This window comes from Chitinophaga dinghuensis (assembly GCF_003259435.1).
Classification (GTDB): domain Bacteria; phylum Bacteroidota; class Bacteroidia; order Chitinophagales; family Chitinophagaceae; genus Chitinophaga; species Chitinophaga dinghuensis.
In genome coordinates this window covers 1,242,201-1,267,179 of the sequence record NZ_QLMA01000001.1, presented here as the reverse complement: position 1 = coordinate 1,267,179, position 24,979 = coordinate 1,242,201, and the positions used below count along the sequence as shown (strand labels likewise).

16 protein-coding genes and 1 tRNA gene are annotated in these 24,979 nt (G+C 42.3%); 6 read left to right on the top strand and 11 right to left on the bottom strand.

The features are described 5' to 3' along the window. Positions 1–127 precede the first annotated feature (127 nt). The 6 genes from CLV59_RS05195 to CLV59_RS05170 form a co-directional block, all read right to left on the bottom strand. On the bottom strand, positions 128–766 hold the full coding sequence (locus CLV59_RS05195) for a hypothetical protein (protein WP_111590925.1): 639 nt from the start codon (positions 764–766) through the stop codon (positions 128–130). Between the two features lie 10 nt (positions 767–776). Next, on the bottom strand, positions 777–3,539 hold the full coding sequence (locus CLV59_RS05190) for a hypothetical protein (RefSeq protein ID WP_111590924.1): 2,763 nt from the start codon (positions 3,537–3,539) through the stop codon (positions 777–779). Continuing rightward, positions 3,536–5,806: a fibronectin type III domain-containing protein gene (locus CLV59_RS05185; RefSeq protein ID WP_111590923.1), complete on the bottom strand. Its 2,271-nt coding sequence runs from the start codon at positions 5,804–5,806 to the stop codon at positions 3,536–3,538. Before CLV59_RS05185 ends, CLV59_RS05190 begins: the two co-directional genes overlap by 4 nt. 9 nt (positions 5,807–5,815) lie before the next feature. Then, positions 5,816–7,552, bottom strand: coding sequence for a hypothetical protein (locus tag CLV59_RS05180; RefSeq protein ID WP_146616130.1), 1,737 nt, complete (start codon positions 7,550–7,552; stop codon positions 5,816–5,818). 260 nt (positions 7,553–7,812) lie between these two features. After that, a complete protein-coding gene (locus tag CLV59_RS05175; protein WP_111590921.1) occupies positions 7,813–8,571 on the bottom strand; it encodes a hypothetical protein in 759 nt (252 codons plus the stop codon). A gap of 260 nt (positions 8,572–8,831) precedes the next feature. Then, positions 8,832–9,464: a TetR/AcrR family transcriptional regulator gene (locus CLV59_RS05170; protein WP_111590920.1), complete on the bottom strand. Its 633-nt coding sequence runs from the start codon at positions 9,462–9,464 to the stop codon at positions 8,832–8,834. Between the two features lie 250 nt (positions 9,465–9,714). Between CLV59_RS05170 and CLV59_RS05165 the strand changes: the two genes are divergently transcribed. Together CLV59_RS05165 and bla are read left to right on the top strand one after the other, a co-directional pair. Further along, the gene (locus tag CLV59_RS05165; RefSeq protein ID WP_111590919.1) at positions 9,715–10,770 is read left to right on the top strand and encodes a serine hydrolase domain-containing protein; all 1,056 of its coding nucleotides are present in this window, start codon (positions 9,715–9,717) and stop codon (positions 10,768–10,770) included. A gap of 8 nt (positions 10,771–10,778) precedes the next feature. After that, complete coding sequence (gene bla, locus CLV59_RS05160; protein WP_111590918.1) at positions 10,779–11,660, top strand: class A beta-lactamase; 882 nt, start codon at positions 10,779–10,781, stop codon at positions 11,658–11,660. Between the two features lie 153 nt (positions 11,661–11,813). Here the strand turns inward: bla and CLV59_RS05155 are convergent, their stop codons facing one another. Together CLV59_RS05155 and CLV59_RS05150 are read right to left on the bottom strand one after the other, a co-directional pair. Further along, entirely contained in the window at positions 11,814–12,056 is a 243-nt protein-coding gene (locus CLV59_RS05155) for a GlsB/YeaQ/YmgE family stress response membrane protein (RefSeq protein ID WP_111590917.1), read from the bottom strand. Between the two features lie 231 nt (positions 12,057–12,287). Further along, positions 12,288–13,301: a hypothetical protein gene (locus CLV59_RS05150; protein WP_111590916.1), complete on the bottom strand. Its 1,014-nt coding sequence runs from the start codon at positions 13,299–13,301 to the stop codon at positions 12,288–12,290. Positions 13,302–13,595: 294 nt separating this feature from the next. Here CLV59_RS05150 and CLV59_RS05145 point away from each other — a divergent pair, with 294 nt between their 5' ends. Then, positions 13,596–14,336, top strand: a complete 741-nt coding sequence (locus tag CLV59_RS05145; protein ID WP_245950782.1) for an SDR family oxidoreductase — start codon at positions 13,596–13,598, stop codon at positions 14,334–14,336. A gap of 51 nt (positions 14,337–14,387) precedes the next feature. Here CLV59_RS05145 and CLV59_RS05140 read toward each other — a convergent pair whose 3' ends face one another. Next, a complete protein-coding gene (locus tag CLV59_RS05140) occupies positions 14,388–15,314 on the bottom strand; it encodes a polysaccharide deacetylase family protein (RefSeq protein ID WP_111590914.1) in 927 nt (308 codons plus the stop codon). Positions 15,315–15,964: 650 nt separating this feature from the next. Here CLV59_RS05140 and CLV59_RS05135 point away from each other — a divergent pair. Beyond that, entirely contained in the window at positions 15,965–21,814 is a 5,850-nt protein-coding gene (locus CLV59_RS05135; RefSeq protein ID WP_111590913.1) for an MBG domain-containing protein, read from the top strand. Between the two features lie 223 nt (positions 21,815–22,037). Here the strand turns inward: CLV59_RS05135 and CLV59_RS05130 are convergent. Continuing rightward, a tRNA-Ser gene (locus tag CLV59_RS05130) sits at positions 22,038–22,122 on the bottom strand. Positions 22,123–22,216: 94 nt separating this feature from the next. Further along, on the bottom strand, positions 22,217–23,476 hold the full coding sequence (locus CLV59_RS05125; protein WP_111590912.1) for a Na+/H+ antiporter: 1,260 nt from the start codon (positions 23,474–23,476) through the stop codon (positions 22,217–22,219). Positions 23,477–23,555: 79 nt separating this feature from the next. Between CLV59_RS05125 and CLV59_RS05120 the strand changes: the two genes are divergently transcribed. Further along, entirely contained in the window at positions 23,556–24,278 is a 723-nt protein-coding gene (locus tag CLV59_RS05120; RefSeq protein WP_111590969.1) for a phytanoyl-CoA dioxygenase family protein, read from the top strand. 140 nt (positions 24,279–24,418) lie between these two features. After that, a complete protein-coding gene (locus tag CLV59_RS05115; protein ID WP_111590911.1) occupies positions 24,419–24,979 on the top strand; it encodes an AAA family ATPase in 561 nt (186 codons plus the stop codon).

Below are 24,979 nucleotides of genomic sequence, written 5' to 3'. Positions count from 1 at the left end.
TAATTTAATTCATCGGATAGTCAGTTCAGTAATACCGAGGTTAAAGTTAACTTTAACCTCGGCATTATATCCATTCCATTCTTCCTGGGTTATCATAACCATAAATTACAATATGACTTCTCAGATATTACTCGCATTGAAAGCCGTACTTATGAATTTCTTGGCTATATAAATCGCTTTCAAACACCTCAATTTCATATAATCCACTCGCTTCGATTTCTCTTAGGGAGTGAGTCAGCAGGTTATTATTATGTTCAGCCTGATGCTGAGTTAGTTTCAACTTGCTTGTATCCTTGGGTTCTTTATGAAATACATCGACTATTAAGTTCAGCGAAGCATAAACACCCCCATTATCATCTAACATGATATAGACATAGCCAGTCCCCTGTTCATTAAAACTGAATGGGATATCATTGTAGGACATTCTATAGTTAAGATCTACTGTAGCAATATCCATCCCACTAGTAATGAGCAATTTGTTTTCTGCGAAGAATTGATCTTTTTGTATACACCACTCTTTCAAGGAATATGCTGAACTTTTGCTTTCCCAAACATCATCAATACAAGCCATACTTACCTTTAATATTTCTAACCATGGAAAAAAAGAAAGGAAATGTTGTAGTATTTCATAGAAATGAGTTGGTATCATCCCTTCATATGTATTCCTTGACTGTATGCCCCAATTACCGATTATATATAAACCTGGTATAAGTTCCTGTTCAAAATAGAATTTCTCTGAAACTTGCAGCCTCGAATTCTGTGTCATATTACACTTCTTACTTTTTAAGTTTATTTAAATCCAACTCTTTTATCGTCCCATCTTTTAAATAAATTACAATCCGGGTGATAAGCCCATCATTTCTCAAACCGGTTTGAGGATTTCTACAATGGTAATCCCACATTTGCTCGTACTCTGACCATGTCGCATCAATATTCATACATTCAATATGAAGTTCAACACCTTCCCATTTACGTAATTTATATCCTTCCTGAATAAAATCATCCCCTTTCCCATTATTACTCTTTATCCTATTATATGCTTTATTAATTTGGTCTTTGACATTTTTCATAGTAGTACCATTCGGTTTTTTAAATGATACCCCCTGTCCATTGCTCGCTTTAATACCATCTACTGCAGGAAACTTCTCTCTTGGCATAATTATATCATCTCCAACATATTTGGCAATTTTCTCTGCATGCACAACCTCTTTTACATCATCTGGTAGAACCCAGACTTTATTGACCCCTTCACCAACAAAAACATGGTCCGCCACAATTTGTTTGCCATTAAGCTCATATACACATTGTTTAACGTCACCTGATATATCCAAGTACTCAGCAAAAGGGTATGTTTTTTTGATAACTTTATCAATCGAACCTTCAACTCCCCCGGTGTTAATCGCCTCTTCCTTAGGTTTCGGTGCTTCCTCTCCTGCCTTCGGAGCTTCCTCTATGACTTTCGGCGCCTCCAACTCCGGCTTAGCTTTAGCATCGAACTCCTTAAGATCTTCCGCCAGATCTGTTTTGTAAGTCTCAGGCCACTCTATCACTAATTCGTTCTTTAAGGCCAACAACTCATCAGCAGCTCTGGTGCCCAGTCGAACATTTTTCAGTTCTATCTCAGCCCTCATCACCGCCGCTATAAATCGTAAGGCGACTTCCTTCGAGACAGTTCCGGATACTTTCATACCTACCTTCAACGCCGTTGCCATTGTTCTGGGACCGGACCGCCCCAACTCGGCCACACCTACCGCTAACATGAGCATATTAGCAGCATCCACCACTTCATGGAATCGGGTCCCTTCTAGTTGTTCTTCAAAAGTATTGGCAGTTATATTAAGGGTAGCGGTACCCATGTTAAATATAACGATTGCCTTCCTTATATCGCTGGCTGCTGCTATGATTCCGCCATAACCGGTGGCGAGTGTTGCCAAATCCAATAACATAAAGCCGGCCTTCTGCAGGTCCATATTGGCCTTCTTCTTAATGGCATAATCCAGGAAAATGGCAGGCATGAAAGCCATACTGTCATTCTTGGCACCACTTAGCGGATTTAAGAAGGACTGCTTGCTTAAGTTTGTAAAGCCAATTAGCTCAAAAGGCGAAAAAATATTCGTTTGGTCAGATCCAGGTACATAGTTTGTCCACGTAGCACCGGCCAATTCCTGGTCCTCTCCAGCTGTTATGGCATGCGTTTCCAGCACAATACGCGTATCAATCTGAACCTGACCACTTTCCAGTAACTTCACAGTATATTTACGGTCACCCGGCAAATATGCCCCATCCCCTTTCCAGCGAATGCAATGTTGCAGTAATTTCTCTGGGGTAGAGGAAATTGCTTGCGCCCGAGCACCAAACTTAGGAGATTGAATCAGCAAGTTTTTTACAGCAACAATCAAATTTGTATAATTATTCCCCCCCGCGAATAATAACGCATCGTCCATTTCATCCAACAAACGATAAATCAGTGGATAGTGGTTTGATGCATCTTTCACTATCCTAGTGGGAGCTTCCAACGCAGTAAAGAATCCTTCAGTTTGCTCTGGGGGGACCGTATTGAAAATCTTCATCACGGCGCCTTCTCCATTTTGGAACAATCCATAATTTCCCTTCAGATGCTCTGTCAGCAATACACTAATAATATGAACCCGTTCTTCCAACGACAACCCTTTATAGTCCACCGCCGAGCTGAAATTATTCAGGATGGCAATCATATCAGACACATCGAAAGTACTCAGGATACTTGCCTTATATTTTGAACTATGAATCGCCTTTTCAAGAGCCGCAACCTGAAAGTTAGCGTACTCCAGTGCGCTTCCATCCTTGGGATTATTCTCTCTAAGGTATCTGTATAATAACGGTGTAATATCCTCTGTGGCGAGCTTATTAGAAGGATTGGGTGTCGGCTTGAAATAGTAATAATTATCGCTGACAGGTCTACCTTCATTGTCTCTGCGTGCAATACGATACACACCAGTACTCAATAGGATTCGGGGAGCAGAATCTTTGAATATTTGTCTGGAAATCAATACGGCCTGCGTAAATCGATCATGCAATGCCTTAAGGTCAGGAATATCGGAATAATCAGAGGAGGCCTTATTGAAGAGCCATTCTACAGAAATGGAATCCGCCAATAACCGCTTTAATTTTACATCAAAGCAGTTCAACATTAACACATATGCCTCTACATTCTCAGCAGTGTATATTTTCTTTAAACGATCCTCCAGTTCTACCCTCTCTTTCTCAAATGTTGTTAAAGCGCTTTTATTACCATCAATGCCATTGTCCATCAGATAGGGAGGTCCTACCTTTTCTCCGTCTGTCACTGTCACTACAAAACTCATTTCCCGTTCACGGCCCTGTGCTTTCAGCGCCTCATTCCGGAGAACAGTATTCCTCAGAGAAACGGATGCCTTATCCACTAATTGATGGAACCATGCAGAGTCTATCTCCGCTGCAAGGGATACTGAAGTATTCAACAGCAGCAGGCTACAACATAGAAAGAATATCCTGATTAATATATGCTTCACCGTTCTCATTGCTTACCGTTTGAGATCTTTAATTCAAATAATTTGTTTCCTAATTCTACCAGCGCCTTCGATAAACTATCGACAAGCTTATCTTTGGCAGCGTCATCTTTATTCGTTGCCACCGTCTCCATTTCACTCACTGTCTTATAACCTTCCACCTTCAGATTATTAGTGATGGTCTTTAACTGGGTCTCACTTAAATTCTCCTTAGCCAGTGTAAGTATGACCAGTTGTTTATAATAAGATGCCATTGCGTCTACATAGGCAATATTTGCCTGCATTCCCGCATCTGGTATAGTTTCCGTGATTGTCACCTTACCTAATAGAATAACTTCTTGTGTATTATCTGTTGTGGCAGTAGATGCGTAATTGGATCGTTGTCTGGATATCACCCGATCCAATGATGCTTCATTAATATCAAGGGTAGATTTCAATTTCGCCAACTCAGATTCGGTATATGACTCTCTTACCTTTTTCTGTGCACGACGGAATAGGTTAAACAACTCTTTCAGCGCTTCGCCAATAGCTTTGGCAGCATCTGCCAAGGCGTTCTTCGCTTTATTCAGATCTTTGGCTATTTGCTGACCGCTTGTTTCTCGCTGCTCCGGCGTCATGTCCGGATATTGATCCTGATAAGCCTTCAGATCTTTTAGCTTGTCCTGAATCTCATCCAATGCTTCTTTTGTCTTGGCATCCAGCTCATCCCAACCTTTCAGCTTATCTATGATTGACATTTCCTGAAGCGCATCAATTGTCATCAAATCTTTCGGTGTCGTACCTTCGCTCAGCAAACCATCCAGTTTGTTAATATAATCTTTCAATGCCTGGCTCAGGTCTTTTGATACCTGCTCTCTGTTATCCTGTGCCAGTTCTATAACGCCGGCGTACATACGTTTATCTGTATTGACACTGATATTATTAAATGTAACGCCGAGGTCTGCGAAATTGAGCAACGGCACCATCACTTGTCCTTCTCCACTGAAATTCCCATTGCTTCCGGTAGCCTGCAGGATAATCACTTTAAAATCACCAGCGTAAATAGTATCCTGCGCTTTAAGCTTCTCTAATCCTTTGGTGTTCTCAATTCTACTAAGATTAGGATCACGACCGCAGACGAAATCCCCTTTCGTCATGGTTTCATTCGGCATGGTGAAATCCTGCACTGCTGAGTAATCTCCATATCCCCAGATACACTGCCCTTTCACCTGGTACTCATATTTTTTACCTGGCTTCAGCCCGGAAATAACTGCCTGTGGCAGATAAGTGTTGTCTTCATACCATTGAGAAGGCGTGTCTCCCGACTCCCTATACCTTACTGTAAAGCCCTGTTGGGAAGTAGTGGCATTCCAGGTGAGCTTCAGATCATTCTTTCCTGCAAAGGCAGCCACAATCTGTTGGGGCACACTACATTTCTCACCATAGGTGAATTTTACCACTTCACTGAATCCATCGTTCACAAACATATCTTTCCCATCTGCTTCCACTGCCTGGACCTGCACGGCATAGTTGTTTCCTGGCGTAAGTGCCGGTTCGCCGGGGCCATATACCATCATGGTTTGCTCCGTCATGTTTTCGTATATGGGTCGCAGTGAGCGCATGGCGTCATTGGGATCTCTGTTTTCCGGAATCAGTTCCACCAGCCTAAATTTGTACACTACATTAAATGCAGCATTGATGGAGGCCGTATGTCGGGGCATCCATTGAAAAACCACATTCTGAGGGTCCATCGCATCTACTTTCGTATTCGCCATCGGCAGGTTGATGATAGGCGGGTAACTAAGAAAACCGGCTACCATAGCGGTTCCTTGGTTAGACACTGTGGTATTGCGGAGATAATCCAATACTTCTATAGTAAACTTATAGATGCCTTCCGGCAGTTTGGCCCCATTTTTTGTAAAGGCGTTATTATCCAACCCCTGAATGAAAAGGTTCTGCGGATTGAAGTAGGGGGCGAGATCAGGTCCGCTCAACGTCAGCATTTCTCCTCCATTGATAAGAATGGGGGAAACATAGAACCCGGTTCTGCTTTGCAGCGTAATGCCTGGTCCTTCAATTTTTAGACGAAGGCGGCATTTATAATTGGTTTCTGTTAAATCCTTTAATAATATATGTACCTGCATCCGCTGTACATCCGGCGCAGCATAATCGCTCAAATAGAGACTGTACGGCGGATTCAACTGGACATTGACCATCACCGGGTGATTAGTTTGGGCCATGACCTGCATTCCTGTCAACAGCAAAAACAGCGTATATATAAAACGTTTACAGACGTTCATCGGGAGATTTTAAAAATTATAATTATAGCCCAGGGTAGTAGTCAACTCAGAAATACTACGTGTCTTGCTACTTCCACTACGGTTCAACCCTGTGATACCCAAGTTCAGACTATGCACTTTCTTGATGGAATACGCGCCTGAAAGTCGGCCTGCCAATACCTTACTGGTAGACGTTCCGTTATTAAAGCTGCCATTCCAGGAGAGACTACCAGAAGTTCTCAGCTTTTTATCGAACAGCGATTTAGTCAGTCCCAGCGTAGGGCCGAGGGTAAAGTTTTCCATGTTCATGGTAGTATTCCGGTTGGCATTAAAGCCAAAGTTGAGCGACATATTCTGAGGTACCATTTGCATACTATAAGCAGTATTCAGGTTGTAGAAAGTGGCTCCGGTAGGCTGTTTCACGCCTCCTTGCAAATCACTGCTCTGCATATACGAAACGTTACAGATCAGCATCTGTGTTTTTTCCTTCGTGCGGGCAATGTTGTAGTTCATGCTAACAGACGCATTCCTGGAGATCTGCGTATAGTTGAGCGTATCCAGGTTCTGATAAGGAGATACCTGGTTGATATAATCAAAATCAGATTTTATGTTGACGTATGACTGGAAGTTGCTGTAGCTGAAATTCAGGTTCAGTTTCTTAGTGGCGACCCATGACAGGTTCAAGGCCCCCACCATGCGACTCATCGTACTAATCTTATCTTTATTGAGGTTATTATGCTGTACCCCCGCGTTGATACCGCCGGTGATTTTATCTTTCAGCATGCGGAACTGGAAGTTACCAGTGATGTTTTCGAAGTCATTGGTAAAATAATAAGCGCCGAGGGTTTTATATTCAGGCGCCACCCACTCATAGCCTACTCCCACGGAGTATTTATTGGCAGCGTAGGTAATACCAGTTTTATAGGCAGTATATAAAGCAGTAGAACTGTTTTTAGTCAGCATACCCAGACTTGGGAACTTAACATGAGCCACCGTATCGTTTTCTGCGCGGGAGTCTCTTGTCAGTGCGCTCCAGGCTACTTCTGCGTTCACGAGGAGGCGACTGAATATTTGTTTGCTCACATTTACGCCCAGCACCAGGTTTTCTTTTGGCGTAAGATTATAGGAAGAAGATAATGCCGGAATAGAGCCTTCCTCATCTTTTCCTCTGAAAAGGATCAGATCAATATTATCTTTTCCGGTACCATAGCTCGCTTTAAAGCCATAACCCATACGCCTGTACGCTGGAACGACTTCCGGGCGGGTGGTATCCGGCGCTACGGCCTGTTGTAGTCGGCCATACATGGCGCTGAATTTGAAACGGCCTGCTGGTGCGAGATCTACACCTACTCCATTAAATAAGTGACCGCTGAGGGTATAACTGGAAAAGTTCATACTGGAATAGCCAATATGACCGGTAATCCATTTATACGTAGGCGTTAGACCATACTGGTTAAATGGCTGAGAGAAAGCCATTCTTCCCTGGTTGGTATAGGAAAAGGTAAAAGGTACCGCCCAACCATAGAGGTCGAAATTCAGGTTTCCTGTCAGAAAGAAATTGTACGGGTCTCTTCGACCGGCATCCAGTCCGGAAGAGAGATAGGCTACTTGTTCCAATCCAATACCACCAGTTACTTTCAGTGGCTTTTCCTTTCCAATAGCATCCAGGCGCTGCGCTTGGAGGTCAGATGTCAGCAGACAAAATAAGGTCGTCAATAGGACTGCCGAATAATAGGTATAGGCTTTGTTCAAAATGGGTCGACGCAAACGATAACGTTTTTGGTGATAGGCTTACTTCAATTAGGGATCTGGTTTCATTTTTTTGCGACTGCAATATATAGCATCCTTTATATATTTAATAAGTATAAATTAAAAATTATATCATACATAACCTTTTTTTTCACATTCGAATAGTTGGTATATAAAAGAATTGGGCTCCCCAGGGGAGCCCAATTCTTTTATATACTGTTGTTTTAGGCCTGATTATTCCTGCTTAGAACGTATATCCAATATGGTTAGTAGTACGACTACAGTTTCGCATCTACTTTACGGCTGATCTTATCCAGTTTATCTTCCAGTTCTACCAGCAGTCTTTCAGAAGCATCTTCACACATAGGCAGTACTTTATCGAAGGCCGTTACTGGAATACCGCCCACCATGGCTACTTGTTTCTTAGATGTAGCGTATTCAGAAATGCGGAATACTTTCTTCGCTTCTTTATTATATAACCACATATTGATCGTTGCTTTCATACCGCAGGTACCCATACCAGCAAAGCCTTTCTTTGGTACGAATTCATAATCCATCCAAACGAACATTACGCCATCAGCTTCCGGGAATACTTCCAGTAATTTATTCTGGTTACGGTTTTCACTTTTCTGTAAGAAACCGCCAGGGTAGATCGTTTTGTATCCATTAGGATTCAGTTCACGACCGGATACTAACACCACGATTCCAACAGAGCTGGTATCATATGCTTTGTAAGTTGGGTTCTTGATCACATAATCTTCCGGCATCAGGTCAAAAGGGAATTTCTGTGCAAAATTGTGGAAGAACTTGGAATAGAAAGAATCCAGTACTGGTTGCAGGTTGAAGTTAGGGTTATCTGCCAGGTCTGTAACCCGGGATGCCAGCTGAGCGCTACCATCACCTAAACCAATTTGTTTGTTCACGAAGAAAGTGACAATCGCTACTTTCTTTTTGTCATCCTGAGCATGAACACGCAGAACAGTTACAGAAAAAATGGCACACATCGCCATTACAAAGCCGATTTTTTTAGCTTTCATAGTTAAAAGGGATATGAATAATTGAAGTAAAAGTGTATTTGATTGACGGGTTAAATTGCTGTTTGAGTTTTTGTATGACGATACAAATATATATGATTATTTTACAGATAACAAAATTTATGTATTTATACTTGTCTTGTAACCTTTATGATGGGCTTTCCTATCCCTCACAATCATTATTTTAGAATTTTTCAGTAGGACTAGCTGCATCCAGGGTGGGAATAACAACAGATGATGCGGGTGTATTCATATCAATTAGTTCACTTCAGGCCCTCATAAGTTTTATCCACCAGGAAATTCAAGGCTTCTCTGATCTTTGACTCTCCCTCCGGCGTATTCAAATCAATTCCACAAAACATACTTCCATTCACCTTAGTAAACAGATTGAGATAATAAATGCCGGAAATCAGGATGGCCATGATAGCCCGGAAATCAGTAGCCTTCTCACCAAAATAAGGGTCCGATATTCCATTAAACAGTAACTCTCCTGTCGCTTCCTGGTCTTCTATCATCTTACGGAGAGATGGTCTTTCTTCTGAAAGCTGCCAGAGTAATATCTTCTGAAAGGCCATATGATTCGCTACAAAGTCAAATTGATCTGCCAGCACTTGCTTAGTGATTTCCCTTCCCCCATTGGTCGTCTCTCCAATCAGTTCCTCATGATTAAGCTTTGTCCAGAAATCCTGCGAATGAAGGTATTCATCCAACAATTGCTCCGTTCCGCCAAAATAATTATAGATCAGCTTCTTACTCAATCCAGCCATAGCGGCAATATCATTCACTTTAAGCGCTTCATGACCTTTGGTTTTAAGTATCTCCCCTACCGCCTCCATAAACGCCTGCTTGCTCTTTTCCTTACTCTTCTCCCTCGGTTTCGTTGTCTTTTCCGGCATACTGCTGAATGAAATAAAAGTTTAGATAAATAAAGTTTTTACTCATCACCCAATGGTGATATTTTAAATTATATTTGTGTAACGTCTAAATTATGAAAAAAATCCTGGTTCCATCTTGTATTTGTTTGATCCAATAGCATGTAAAAACCCAATCAGACAAGGATTCAAGAAAAAAACTACATTAAGTTATTAACCGCTTTCGCCATTCTTCAGCGTCTCTATTCACACTAAAAAAATATATTTTAATTCAATGCGCCATCTCATTCGATTTGCAGCCATGCTTGTAGCCGTATGCTGCATTTCCTGCTTGTTGTTCGGACAAAAAAAGGACAACTATTCCGCTATTATCGACAGCCTGATTAAAGCTGTACATCCCAGGAGTTTTAATGGCGTTGTTTTCATTCAACAGAATGGAAAAATTAAATATGCGAAATCTTATGGGTACGCCGATTTCAATAAGAAGACGCCCCTGAAAATTACAGCCGGATTTTCCACCATGTCCATCGCCAAACAATTTACAGCTACCTTAATTTTGATGGAAGTTGAAAAAGGAAACCTTGACTTGCATACGCCTATTCGTAAGTATTTGCCCGATTTTAAATATAGTTGGGCAGACACGGTTACGCTTCACCATTTACTGAACAATACTTCAGGGCTGACCAGCGAGAGCCTGGATAACCCTTTAAAATTCCCTGTTGGCACAGCTTTCAGCTATTCCAATGTGGGCTACTCCCTGTTAGGACAAATACTGGAAAAACAAACCCATCAAACCTTTGACCAACTGGTAACTGCATTATTCAAAAAATGCGGTATGCATCACAGTTACTACCCATCAGCCAACAGTCAGCCTTACATCACCAAAGGCCATTGCGTAAAAACAGATGGTACTGTTACAGTAAATCAGAAGATTAGTCTGCAACCAGCTCAATATTTCAGTAGTCATTTAATCGTTACGGCGCCCGACTTAGCGAAATGGAACGAACAGCTGCATAATGGCAAATTACTGAAACCTGCTACCTACCAACTCATGACATCCTATGTCATCACTGCCCAACATCCACTTTTCAGTGCATACCCAATTGGGTATGGTTACGGATTACGTATTAATGATAAGGCGGCCATAAAAGAATTCGGGCATACCGGCTTCCATCCGGCAGAAGGCTTTACTGCCGTGAACCTGTATTATCCCAAAAGTAATACCAGCGTGGTAGTAATGGAAAATCAAGCTAACGAGAACTTTGATATCGCCTACTTCTTTGAGGAAGCGGTAAGAAAAATCGTACTCACCTCTGATCTGTTGAAATAATATCTGAAATGAAAAGAATTGCAATATTACTCTGCATACAACTGGTGGCAATGCAGTTGTTCGCCCAAAATGCAGTACTGCGGGACAAAATAGCACAAATCATTGCCGGCAAAAAAGCAGATATAGGCGTCTCCGTTATAGGGTTTCAAAAAAACGATACCGTTCAGTTTAATGGAAACCAGTTGTATCCTATGCTCAGCACCTTTAAATTTCCTATTGCACTTACAGTATTACACAAGGTAGAAAAAGGAGAACTGAACCTGGAGCAGAAAGTCCTCATCCGGGAAGCGGAATTATTAGACGGTACCTGGAGCCCTTTCAAAGATGAACATCCGAAAGGCGATACCAGTCTCACTTTGGCTGACGCGATGAGATGGATGCTCTGTTACAGCGACAATAATCTCACCGATATTATCCTTCGTTTAATTGGTGGGGCTATGCCTGTACAACAATTCATTGGCAGCAAAAACTTTATTATCAGGAATGATGAAGAAGATATGCATAAAAATTGGGATGCACAGTTCATTAATAAAATCACTCCCAACGAAGCCGCCCAACTATTAGATAAATTTAACAAAGGAAAAATCCTGAATGCCGTGCATACAAAATGGCTGTATGATGCCATGGTCAATAATCAAACAGGTTTAAAACGCCTTAAAGGAAAGCTGCCGGCAAATATTAAAGTGGCGCATAGAAGTGGTACCTCCTTTACGAATGAGGCAGGAATGACGGGGGCAGTCAACAGCTATGGTATCATTGAGTTACCCAATCACAAAAAAATTATAGTGGCTGTTTTTGTACACGATAGTTATGAAACCTTCAACAATACAGAAGCGATCATTGCGGATATCTCAAAAGCGGCATTCGACTACTATTGCCAGAAGAAATAAAATATCTATTTCTCTTCTTACCAATCATCAGTTGGCATTCCAGCTGAAGATTCACCTTAAACAATTCTCATAAGGTGATTACAAAAAAATACACCGCGCTGCGACTGAATCAATCGCAGCGTTGTGTATTAACATTCATTTCAAGTTAGCCTGCTATTTTTTTCCTTTGATAAGATGCACTAACCAGATAAGGATCACAGACCCCACCAGTGCCACAATCAGGGAACCAACCAGGCCATTTCCCATATGGATACCCAGTTTGCCGAATATCCAGCCTCCCAGCCAGCCACCTATAATACCCACGATGATGTCTACGATCACACCAAACCCTTCACCACGCATTAATTTACCGGCCAACCAGCCTGCAATGCCGCCGATGAGTAAAGTCCATAACATAAAGAGATAATTTTGAGACTATTGAATATAACAATAAATTAGCAATTTCACTCATATTTTTTTAACGCCCTGAGAATTATTTCCAATTGCCTCGACGTACATAAAAAAACAGCGATACAAATTCTCATCGAATCGCTATCGCTGTTTGTACCATGCTGGCATTCACATCTGCATGTTTTTTGTAAATATAAAACCGTCTTTAAAAAATTTTAAAGACGATTTATTTTCAAATTAATGACTACCTCCATCCACTATAGTTGGATGATGTTTGGCCACCCAATCCGCAATTTCTTTGAGTTTTTCGTCTACCAACTCCTGAACAGGATGAAAAGGCGTCCCATCAAAATGTTGCGGAGGCCTTCCCTCTCCGGTAGGACTACCATGATCCGCATCAATGGAATCTCGCCATAATTCTGCATGTGACCTCCATTCATTCTGATCCACCAATGTAGGGCCTTCGAACCATACATTCCAACTCAGTATGTTTCCATTCTGCAGCATATTTCCGGAACATATATTGTGAAGATCCAATACCAGCTGGTTAAAATGATCTACATAGTCATTGTTCGTTTTTAGGATCGGACCCATTTGTACTTCCACATTCCCTACTCCCCATGCTTCCGGATGCTTTGCAAAAGTCGGACTCTCAAATAATGTAGTCTCCCCTTTTCGCACTGGAAAGATTGGCTGTGCAGGATTTTGTGGTTTGTGAGTGGTTACTTTTATCGCATTCGCTTTGTCTGAAGGGAAAGGTAGATTACTGTTACTAAACTTAGACCATATATTCTGTACGAATGGACTTTGTTTAGCGCTCGGACTAAACCAAACCTTACCCATCACCATCATATCTGCAGCAAGGGTATTCTCCTTACTCGATTCATCCACCCAGCCACCTTGTCCGGTCACCGTCACTTCCACATTCATACAGCCTACACCAGGAATCCAGGTTCCTTGTTGTGGACAAATAATAGAGTATACTCTTCCTGAATTGTCGTACCCTATCCTGGAAATATCAGGAGAGAACATCACAAAACATCTCTTGGGATCTGGGGCGTCTTTTTCAGCTTCCCAGCTAAATTCCGGCCATGTTACTTTTTGCTGACGTTCGAGCAAATTAATGTTGGCCATATTATCTAACATCGGTAACGATGAAAGATCAGGGTTAGGATACTCAAACTGAGGATTAGACTGAGCAAAGCCCCCTACCCATCCCGGAGGAATGTTGGAATACTGATTAGAACTCATAAAATTTATTCTTATTTAGGGTTGAATAATGCAGCTTTATCCACATAGGAGTGAACCGCGAATAATTCGATAATGGTATTTTGGAGTTGGTCAGTCAATTGAATAATGACCGTCAAATTCGATATGCCTATTACAAAATAGGTCTTCGAATTGTTCATTAACCATAAAAAGAAGCGATTTTCTTACAACAGATATCAGCAAAAAAATAAAACAGAAATTAGCAAGAATCGGATTTCAGAGGTGATAGCGGCCCAATAATTTTGCAGTATAAAACTATTTAAGATGCAACGATTAATGAATAAAACCGCTTTAATTACCGGCGGTACGAGTGGAATCGGCAAAGCGACAGCTATAGACTTTATTGAAAATGGAGCTTCCGTCATCATTACAGGACGTTTCCAAAACACAGTGGACAGCACTGTCAGCGAACTTGGCGCAAAAGCACAGGGAATTGTTTCTGATGCGGGAAAAATGCAAGACATTCTGAGTTTAGCAGAGAAAGTAAAATTGATTTCACCGCAAATAGATATTCTTTATATAAATGCCGGCTTTGGCAAATATGCGCCAATAGAACTGATAGACGAAAACCACTTCAATGAACAGTTTGATGTGATCGTAAAAGGTACATTGTTTACGGTGCAACAGATGATACCTTTAATGAAAGAAGGCGGATCAATTATTTTGAATACCTCCATCGTAACGGAAGTCGGCATGCCCAATTCTGCTGTATACTCAGCGGCAAAAGCGGCTGTACAATCCTTTACTAAAACCTTCGCTTCAGAATTGGCTCCTAAAAAAATCAGTGTGAATGCGGTAAGTCCCGGTCCTATTAAAACGAATTATTTTGACCGGTCCAACCTCTCTGCAGATCAGGTACATGCCATGACCGATGCCGTCATGCAGCAAGTTCCACTGGCCCGTTTCGGAGAAGCCCGGGAAGTCGCAAAAGTAATCACCTTCTTAGCATCAGGAGATGCATCATTTATGCATGGAACAGAATTGTTCGTTGATGGCGGGTTTCCGAGGATCAAATAATGCGGAGAAAAATAAAAATGGGGCAATAATTTATTGCCCCATTTCATTCATTTATTTATGTGATGTATATTTTCTTATAAACTGCTCCAGTGGCACCTTTTCATATTCTTCATCCTCTGCAGGATATCTTAAACTACCCGCAGTTTTCACATTCTCTTTTGCCAGCTGCCAGATGATACTTTCTCCAGAAGGAATATTATGAGGTTGCTCATTAAATAACGGATCAGCAAAAGCTTTCCCTGCATCCACCAATACCCATCCGTGCTGCTTCAAGGCATTGATCACATCATCCAGGAATAAGGCATTCAACAATGAATGATGCAGTAATAGCGTATGTTTAACCGGTTTCTTATACACTTGCTGGGCTAAGGAATCATAATATGCCGCACGGTTTAAAATATGCTGCACATAATAATCACGGTATGGTCGAAGATCCGTTGCTGCATCTGCTGTTAATGCCTTTATCATTTCCGCATCTATATACCAATCCGATGCATCCACAGAAACATGCCCAGTCCTATATCCGGCATCTTTCAGCGCAGCTCTCATACTGTCAATTTTCTCCGCAGTATTACCTTCTTTCAGAAATGGAAAGCGGAACAGCTTTGTATAATGGCTGAAAGAACGAATGACAGCATCTCCTCTCCTAAAATCAGCTATATACTTTTCTGCCGAAATAGCTTTGGAGTTATAATACAAGTGAGAATAAGAATGATTACAGATCAGGTGTCCGGCGCTGTCCCATGCAGTCAGCAAGGTTTTCCCATTAGTATCGTCCACTCTCATCCCACAGACAAATAAAGCCGCTTTGATCTTATGCTTCGACAGCGTCTGAAGTATAGCGGTATTTCTTTCCTGCCAACTTAGTTTTACGGATGGATAAGTGTTAGGATCATCTAAGGTAATGGCAATTTTTTTCTGGGAAAACGCCTGGAAGCATAGCAATAAAACGGGTAGCAGTATAATGGTTCTCTTCATCCGGTATGATTGACGATTAACAAAGGAGCATTCATAGTATTAAAAATCAAAAGACTTAAAGACTTTTCTGCATCCTGGCGAGCTACGAGAGATAAGTTTCGAACCTGCTTATAGGTGATTTATCTAAAATCCCAGCGCCTATTGTTAATCTTATTTAGGAAGAAATAATTTTTATTGAAGGACAAAACTACTGCAAATAACTAGAATATTTTTACAGATAAGCAGGCGGAATTGAGCTTTTGGGAGAATTTTAGACATCCAACTCAATTTTTAGATGATTCATCCAAATTGGTTGGCAAGTTTTTCTCATATAAATATAATACATTTATTATATTTGTATATTATCTCGGCTCTTATAATAAACAATTCTATTGTAAACGCCATTAATCAGCGCTAAATATGCATGAAACAATTGAAAGTTTTGCTTCTGTGTAGTTATATAATGTAATGTCTATAACCGAAGTCTTACAGACCCGGGATTCACATTCTTCACAATATTTTACAGCCTTCGTGTTTATAAACCCCGCTTTAACCGGCAAAGGGGTAGATGTTGACGTGCAGGTTTGATCAACCTATACCTGATCATCACAGTAATTACAGCCTAACTGCCACTATATGACATCCTTTACGCTGATAACATCCCCTCTGCTATGAAAAAATTTATTTATGTAAGCCTGGTGTGTGCATTTGCCTTATTAAGTGCCACCACACAGGCACAGGATGCACAAGGTATCCTTTACGTAAAATCCGGCGGCGCCGGTACAGGTTCGGGTGATAGCTGGAATAATGCAATAGCCGAACTGGCAGATGCCTTACGTACAGCTACTGCATTAAATACTGTCACCGCCGGCACGGTGAAACAAATATGGGTAGCTGCAGGTACTTATAAGCCCCAATATCCCGCCACCGCAGTGACTACAGGCACTGCTACGAATACCGATCGCAATAATTCCTTTGTACTGGTACCAGATGTAAAGGTATATGGCGGTTTTGCAGGTTACGAAACAGATATAACCGGTAGGAACTTCATAACTAACACGACTATATTAAGTGGGGACATAGGTACTCCGGGAATCAATACAGACAATGCTTACCGTGTAGTGGTGGCTGCTGGCGAGATGGGCGACGCATTAATTAGCGGATTTACTATTTCCGGCGCTTATTGTGAAATAACCGGTAGTAATGTTATAAATGGAGTGAATTCCAGTCTTGAATATGGAGGAGGGATAACAGTAAGAAGTGCTGCGCTTTTGATAGAAGATGTAATCCTTACCAATAATTACAGTAAGTATGGTGCAGGAGCTGCTTGTTATTCGGCATCAGGAGATGCCAGAGCGAATGCTATCTTCAGGCGTGTGAGTGTGTTGAAAAATGTAGCATCAGGAGGTGGCGGAGGTATTTATGCTACTTATGCGGACGTAGAGATAGAAAATGCGACTGGTAGCTTTAATACAACTTCAGGAACCAACAATGGAGGGATGTTTTCATTTGCCCAGTCAGCCATCGTTTCCTGCAGGCTATCATCTGTTAATGAAAATAGAGCTACTTCCAACGGAGGTGCTGTCTTTTGCAATGGTAATGCAGTTGCCACATTTTATAAATGTAATTTTATAAAGGATACTGCGGCATCAGGCGCCGTTTTTACGACGAATGGCGCTGCTAATATATTGTTTGAAAACTGTTCCATGAAAGGATGCATTGCCACTACTCTTGGATCTGGGGGATATATCAATGGCTCCAGCTCTAATGTAACCCTGGTTAATACGCAGGTAACAGGTAATTATAGTAGTAATGGTACTGATTATGGCACCATACGCATAGGTGGTGGTGCATTGAAGTTGATCAATAGTACCATCAGCGGAAACAACAAAAGTGCCGTTTTTGTTTTCAGTGGCAATTTAAATGTAATCAACAGTATTATTTACGATAACAATGGCGGTATTATTAATAGTTATAATGCCAGCTATAGCGTTATCCAGGGGGCTGCTGAAAACACCGCTACCCACGTTACTCCAAATAATCCATTATTCGTGAACAGTCCTGCATTCACGTCAGCACCCTTTACGGGTGGGGATTATAGCTTACAGGCTACCAGCCCCTGTGTGCATGCTGGTAATGATAACCTTTACCATGCCAATGATACCGTTACTGTCGATCTTGCAGGCAATGATCGCTTTATGGGACCAGCTATTGACCTGGGGGCATTTGAACGGCTGTTAGCCTCACAAACCATTACTGCGCTGCCTGATACAGCGGTGGTATATGGAGATGTCTTTACGAGAGCGTTTGCCGCCAGCTCGGGCCTTACCGTATCATTGAGTTCTTCTGATGCCAGCATTGCATCAGTTTTTCAGGATGCAGCTGATGGCAATACCTGGAAAATAAAGGCAAATAAAGCAGGTGTTGTAAATATTACTATGAGTCAGGAAGGGGATGCTACTTTTGCAAAGGCACCCCCAGTTGTGTTTGTTTTAACTGTTAATAAAGCTTCTCTGACTGTAACCGCTAAAGACGCCACTAAAACCTACGACGGATTAGCTTTCAGTCGCGGTAATGGCCTTACTTACACTGGTTTTGTTGCCGACGACGATAACAACAATGCTTTAACAGGGACTATCACCTACACTGGTACATCACAAAGTGCAGTAAATGCGGGCACATATGTGATTACGCCTGGAGGATTAGCTGCTGTGAACTACGATATCAGTTATGTGAGTGGCGCTTTATCCATTACAAAAGCAGATTTAACGATTACTGCTAAAGACGCTACTAAAACCTACGACGGATTAGCTTTCAGTAGTGGTAATGGTATTTCTTACAGTGGTTTTGTTACAGGCGACGATAACAACAACGCTTTAACAGGGACTATCACCTACAGTGGTACTTCTCAAAGTGCAGTAAACGTAGGCCAGTATGTGATTACGCCTGGAGGGTTATCTGCTGTCAACTATGATATCAGTTATGTGAGTGGCACTTTATCCATTACTAAAGCAGATTTAACAATTACTGCTATAGGCGCTACTAAAACCTACGACGGATTAGCTTTCAGTGGCGGCAATGGGGTTACATACAGTGGTTTTGTGGCTGGCGACGATAACAACAACGCTTTAACAGGGACTATCACCTTCACTGGTACATCTCAAAGTGCAGTAAATGTGGGCACATATGTAATTACACCAGGAGGATTATCTGCTGTGAACTATGATATCAATTATGTGAGTGATGCATTATCCATTACAAAAGCAGATTTAACGATTACGGCAATAGGCGCCACTAAAACCTACGACGGAACAGCTTTTAGTGGTGGTAATGGTATTTCTTACAGTGGCTTTGTTGCCGGCGACGACAACAACAACGCTTTAACAGGGACGCTCACCTACAGCGGTACTTCTCAAAGTGCTGTAAACGCTGGCCAGTATGTGATTACGCCTGGAGGGTTATCTGCTGTCAACTATGATATCAGTTATGTGAGTGGCACTTTATCCATTACAAAAGCAGATTTAACGATTACTGCTAAAGACGCTACTAAAACCTACGACGGAATAGCTTTCAGTAGCGGTAATGGTATTTCTTACAGTGGTTTTGTTACAGGCGACGATAACAACAACGCTTTAACGGGGACTCTCACCTACACTGGTACATCACAAAGTGCTGTAAACGTGGGCACATATGTGATCACGCCTGGAGGATTAGCTGCTGTTAACTATGATATCAGTTATGTGAGTGGCGCTTTATCCATAACAAAAGCGGATTTAACAATTACGGCTAAAAGTACTACTAAAACCTACGACGGATTAGCTTTCATTGGTGGTAATGGAATCACTTACAGTGGTTTTGTTACAGGCGACGATAACAACAACGCTTTAACGGGGACTATCACCTACACAGGTACATCTCAAAGTGCTGTAAACGTGGGCACATATGTGATTACGCCTGGAGGATTATCTGCTGTGAACTACGATATCAATTATGTGAATGGTGCCTTATCCATTATAAAAGCGGATTTAACGATTACGGCAATAGGCGCTACTAAAACCTACGACGGAATAGCTTTCAGTGGCGGTAATGGAATCACTTACAGTGGTTTTGTTACAGGCGACGATAACAACAACGCTTTAACAGGGACTCTCACCTATACTGGTACATCACAAAGTGCTGTAAGTGTGGGCACATATGTGATTACGCCTGGAGGATTATCTGCTGTCAACTACGATATCAATTATGTGAGTGATGCATTATCCATTACAAAAGCAGATTTAACGATTACGGCAATAGGCGCCACTAAAACCTACGACGGAACAGCTTTTAGTGGTGGTAATGGTATTTCTTACAGTGGCTTTGTTGCCGGCGACGACAACAACAACGCTTTAACAGGGACGCTCACCTACAGCGGTACTTCTCAAAGTGCTGTAAACGCTGGCCTGTATGTGATTACGCCTGGAGGATTATCTGCTGTTAACTATGATATCAGTTATGTGAGTGGCACTTTATCCATAACAAAAGCAGGTTTAACGATTACCGCTATAGACGCCACTAAAACCTACGACGGATTAGCTTTCAATGGTGGTAATGGCATTACTTACAGTGGTTTTGTGGCTGGCGACGATAACAACAACGCTTTAACAGGAGCTGTCACCTACACTGGCACATCACAAAGTGCTGTAAACGTGGGCACATATGTGATTACGCCCGGAGGATTAGCTGCTGTTAATTACGATATCAGTTATGTGAGTGGCACTTTATCCATAACAAAAGCAAGTTTAACGATTACGGCAACAGACGCCACTAAAACCTACGACGGATTAGCTTTCAGTGGCGGTAATGGGGTTACATACAGTGGTTTTGTGAATAACGAAAATAAATCTGTGTTGAATGGCACGCTCGCCTACAGTGGCGCCGCCCAGGGGGCAGTAGATGCCGGTGTTTATGTTATTACTGTCAGCGGAGCTACTTCCGATAACTACGCTATCAATTACCTGGATGGCCAGCTTACTGTGAACAAAGCCCCTTTAACCATTACGGCCAACAACATCACCAAAACCTATGATGGCGTAGCCTTCACTGGTGGTAATGGAGTAACTTATACCGGTTTAGTAAACAACGAGCAACCGACTATTCTAGGTGGGACATTAACCTACACTGGGAATTCTCAAAATGCAACACATGTAAACACATATATCATCATCCCCGGTGGTGTAACAGCTGATAACTATTCGATCAGCTTTGTAGATGGCGTATTAAATATTCAACCTGCTACGGTGATTGTTACCGCCAATGACGCTTTACGTTGTTATGGATTGCCCAATCCTGCCTTCCACATCAGCTATAACGGCTGGGTGAATAACGAAACGATGACAGTACTTACTGCACAGCCAACTGCAACATCAACTGCTACCATCCAATCTTCTGCTGGCGATTACGCCATTGTGCCTTCTGGTGCTACAGCGGATGACTATGTATTTACGTATGTAAATGGCCACTTAACAATTCCATCGCCACCTGCGAGTTCCTTATCAGCCAGCGAAGGCCTGATACTGTGCGATACGGACGATAGCCGTCTATTACTGGCCTCAGGTAATTATTCCTTTAATTGGTATTTGAATAATTCAATAATACCAGACGGCATTAACCCTACGCTTACAGCTACTGTCGTGGGAACTTACACTGCTAAGGCTACCGATGGATATGGTTGTAGCGCAATGGCAACGAACAATCTGGTTGTCACACAAGTTGTCCCGCCGAAGGCAGCGTTTAGTTTCAACGGTTACTGTAAAGATGTAGCGGTGGTACTTGCCAATACTTCTCAAATTAATAACGCCGGTACAGTAAATTACACCTGGGATAGCGGCGATGGTCAAACGAGTACAACTGCCGAACCACAGTTTATCTATAGCACCACAGGTACTTATAATGTACAATTAAAGGTCTCAATGGAGGAGTGCCCCAACTTAACTTCCACTATAGTACACCCTATCACCATAGAGGCTGCACAACCAGGGAAAAAATTAGCAGCGATATATGCATCCGCTGGTATTCCACAGAAGATAACAGGCCGTAATTTTACCACCGCTGGTTACGCCTGGACACCGTCCACTGGTCTCAATACTACGACCGTCTACAATCCAATGGCTACCATCAACAACAGCGAGACCTATCAGATTGCCATGACTTTCCCTTCTGGTTGTGTTACTACAGATACGCTTGCCGTCAACGTAGTTATAGGCAGCGAGATCTTCGTGGCAAATGCATTTACTCCCAATGGCGACGGACGGAATGATATTTTGAATGTCAAACTACGTGATATTATCAAATTTAACTATCTGCGCATCTTTACACGCTGGGGAAGTAAAGTCTTTGAAACCCGCGATGCTACACAGGGTTGGAATGGTTACTTTAATCATGAACTGCAACCGCTGGGTACTTATTTATGGATCGCAGAAGGAGTGGATAAAGATGGGCGCGTGATTCACAGGGAGGGGGCAGTAACATTATTGCGTTAAACGCGAAAGTTACAAACACCAATCTTTTGATACAGGACCAATTTCGGTCTCAAACTTTCCAACTACAAAGAAGGCCTTTAGATGTTACGTCTGAAGGCCTTTAATATTTTACTACAGTGTAGAAGTTCTTTTATGGACAGAATGGGAATCTAATCCTGTTCATTTAAAAATCGTTTATCCCTTAAACGAAAAAAGCACCTCTTTTCAGAAGTGCTTCCTTTAGCGGAGAGTCAGGGATTCGAACCCCGGGACCTGTTACAGTCAACAGTTTTCAAGACTGCCGCAATCGACCGCTCTGCCAACTCTCCAACAGGCCACAAATGTATAAAACGAATTGATTATAAAAAATTTACAGAGACATTTTTTTTAACTTTTTTTGACGTATACTCACGCGAACCGCCCCTATGCTGCTTTTACAGGACGTTTTTCTATCGTTCTCACCAGCCATGGCAGCGTAAGCCCCTGTCCTATCAACGTTATCAGCACTGCTACCACCGCAATAAAAATAATAATATTCCGCTCCGGGAACGGCGTACCATCCTCCAGATTCCGCGGCAAAGCCAGCGCAGTAGCCAGCGATACAATACCTCTCATCCCCGACCAAGTGATGATCAGACTGGTCTTCCAATCCAGCAATGCCCCTTCGCTTACGCGCTTCGACTTCTTACTGAAAGCCCGCTGCAGCGTATTTTTTTGCATAAACACACGCACCATTCGGAGTACAAATGCGACCACTACAGCTAAAAAAGCATAAAAAACGTATAGCCATACATGTTCCGCATCTATCCCCCGCAGTACATACGGTAACTCCAATCCTATCAGGATAAATATGAGACCATTCAACAGGAAAATAATAATATCCCAGATGGACTTCGACTGATGCTTCAGATTTTCAGGAAAGATTTTTTTACTGAAACGGGCAATGCCTAATCCAAGTATAACCACTGCTATCACTCCGGAAACATGCAACTCTTCGGCCAACAAATAAGTAATGAAAGGCATCAGCAGCATAAAACTAATCGTCACCAGATAATTTTCCCGTAGCCGATATAACAGGAACGCCAATATCTTTCCCATCACAAAACCCACCAATACTCCGCCCGCCATCAACACGATAAACTCCAGTGAAGCTTTCCAAAACACAAAGGCCGTACCGGTAACAGCCGCTACAGCAAAGCGATACGCCACCAACGCACTGGCATCATTCACTAAACTCTCTCCTTCCAGAATCGTCATGGTTTTATGTGTAAGCCCCAGCCCCTTCGTTATACTCATCGCTGCCACCGCATCTGTAGCAGACAACACCGAACCCAGTACAAATGCCAGTGGCCAGGTCATTCCAGGGATAATATAATGTGCCATCACCGCTATACCCGTTGCCGTTATAAACACCAACGATATCGCCAGGGTACTAATGGTATTGATATTCACCTTAAATTCTTCAAAGGAAATATTAAAAGCCGCATCATACAACAACGGTGGCAGGAACAGCAGGAAAACAATTTCCGGATTCAACTCTATCTGTGGCAAGGAAGGAATAAACCCAATGGCAATACCTGCCACAATCAATAACACGGGATAAGGCAGCCGTATCTTATCCGCCATGGCTGATAAGGCAATCATTACTCCCAACAAAAACAAGACTATACTATAATTCTCCATGCGGATGCTTTTAACACAAGTTAGAAAAAAAGTCAGCGTACCTTTACACTACGCTATATTTAACCTTATTTCTGTAACTATGAACGATACCTCTAACGGGCTACAGTTGCTGACCACCAACGGTTTCGCCACCATTAGCAATATATATACGGAAGACGAAATTACCCGGATCTCCCAGGTTATTCATCAGGCAGATACCTCGAAAAGCACTTTCCGAAAATCGGCAGATCTCTTTGCCATACGGCAATTCCTCCGCGAAATACCGGAAGCGGTTCCCTTAATTTTTAACAAAAATTTGCAGGACATCATCTCTCAACTCCCCGGTAGTTATCCATTTGTCGTGAAAAGTATCTATTTCGACAAACCGCCGGGATCAAACTGGTACGTGTCCTGGCACCAGGACCTGACCATCTCGGCAGATCAAAAAACAGACATTCCCGGCTTCGGCCCATGGACCGTTAAAATGAACCAATTCGCCGTTCAACCTCCGGTTCCATACCTGGAAAATATCACTACCATTCGTATACACCTGGATCAGACGACCGCCGAAAACGGCGCTCTGAAAGTGATTCCAGGCTCTCACCTGAAGCGCGTCTACCGGCCTGAAACTATCGACTGGACCATTGAAAAAGAAGTAACCTGCGAAGTGCCTGCCGGCGGCGTTATGCTAATGAAACCACTACTCCTCCATAGCTCCTCCCGCACTACCAACGGCCAACCCAGAAGAGTGATTCATATAGAACTGGCCAACATGGAACTTCCCACCCCGCTCCAATGGGCAGAACGACTATCTATACAGTAAGCAATGACGGCGGATTTTTTAGCGAACTGCTCCAATTTCCGCCGGATTGCTTATCTTTGGTAAAGCCAACGAGGCCTCCATTTTATAAACTACTCCCTTTTCCCAAACCATATTAACCCAAAACCTAAAATTCTTGCAGTATGTTTCATAAATATAATTTCTATATCCTGACAGGTGGTCCAGGTTCAGGAAAAAGTACGCTACTAGCCGATCTGCAACAGCGCGGATACAATGCGGTTCCGGAAGCCGGCAGAAAAATAATCCAGGAACAATTAAAACATCATGGGAATGCCCTCCCCTGGGACGACACTGATGCCTATTCCCGCCTGATGCTACAACAGTCGGTTAAAGACTATCAACACTACCTAACGTCAACGAATACTTGTTTTTTTGACAGAGGAGTACCAGACGTATTAGGCTACGTATCATTGATCAAAGGTCCTTCTATCGAAATTTACCAACAAGCAGCAGCTACTTACCGCTACAATACGGACGTTTTCATGCTACCGCCATGGGAAGAAATTTATGCAACAGATGCGGAAAGAAAACAGGATTTTCAATTAGCCGTAGATACCTATCATCAAATGCAAGAAACCTATACCAGCCTGGGTTATGAAATTATTAAAGTACCAAAAGATGTCGTAACCGCCAGATCCACCTGGATTTTAAATTATCTCTACGAGAAGAATGCCAACTATTAA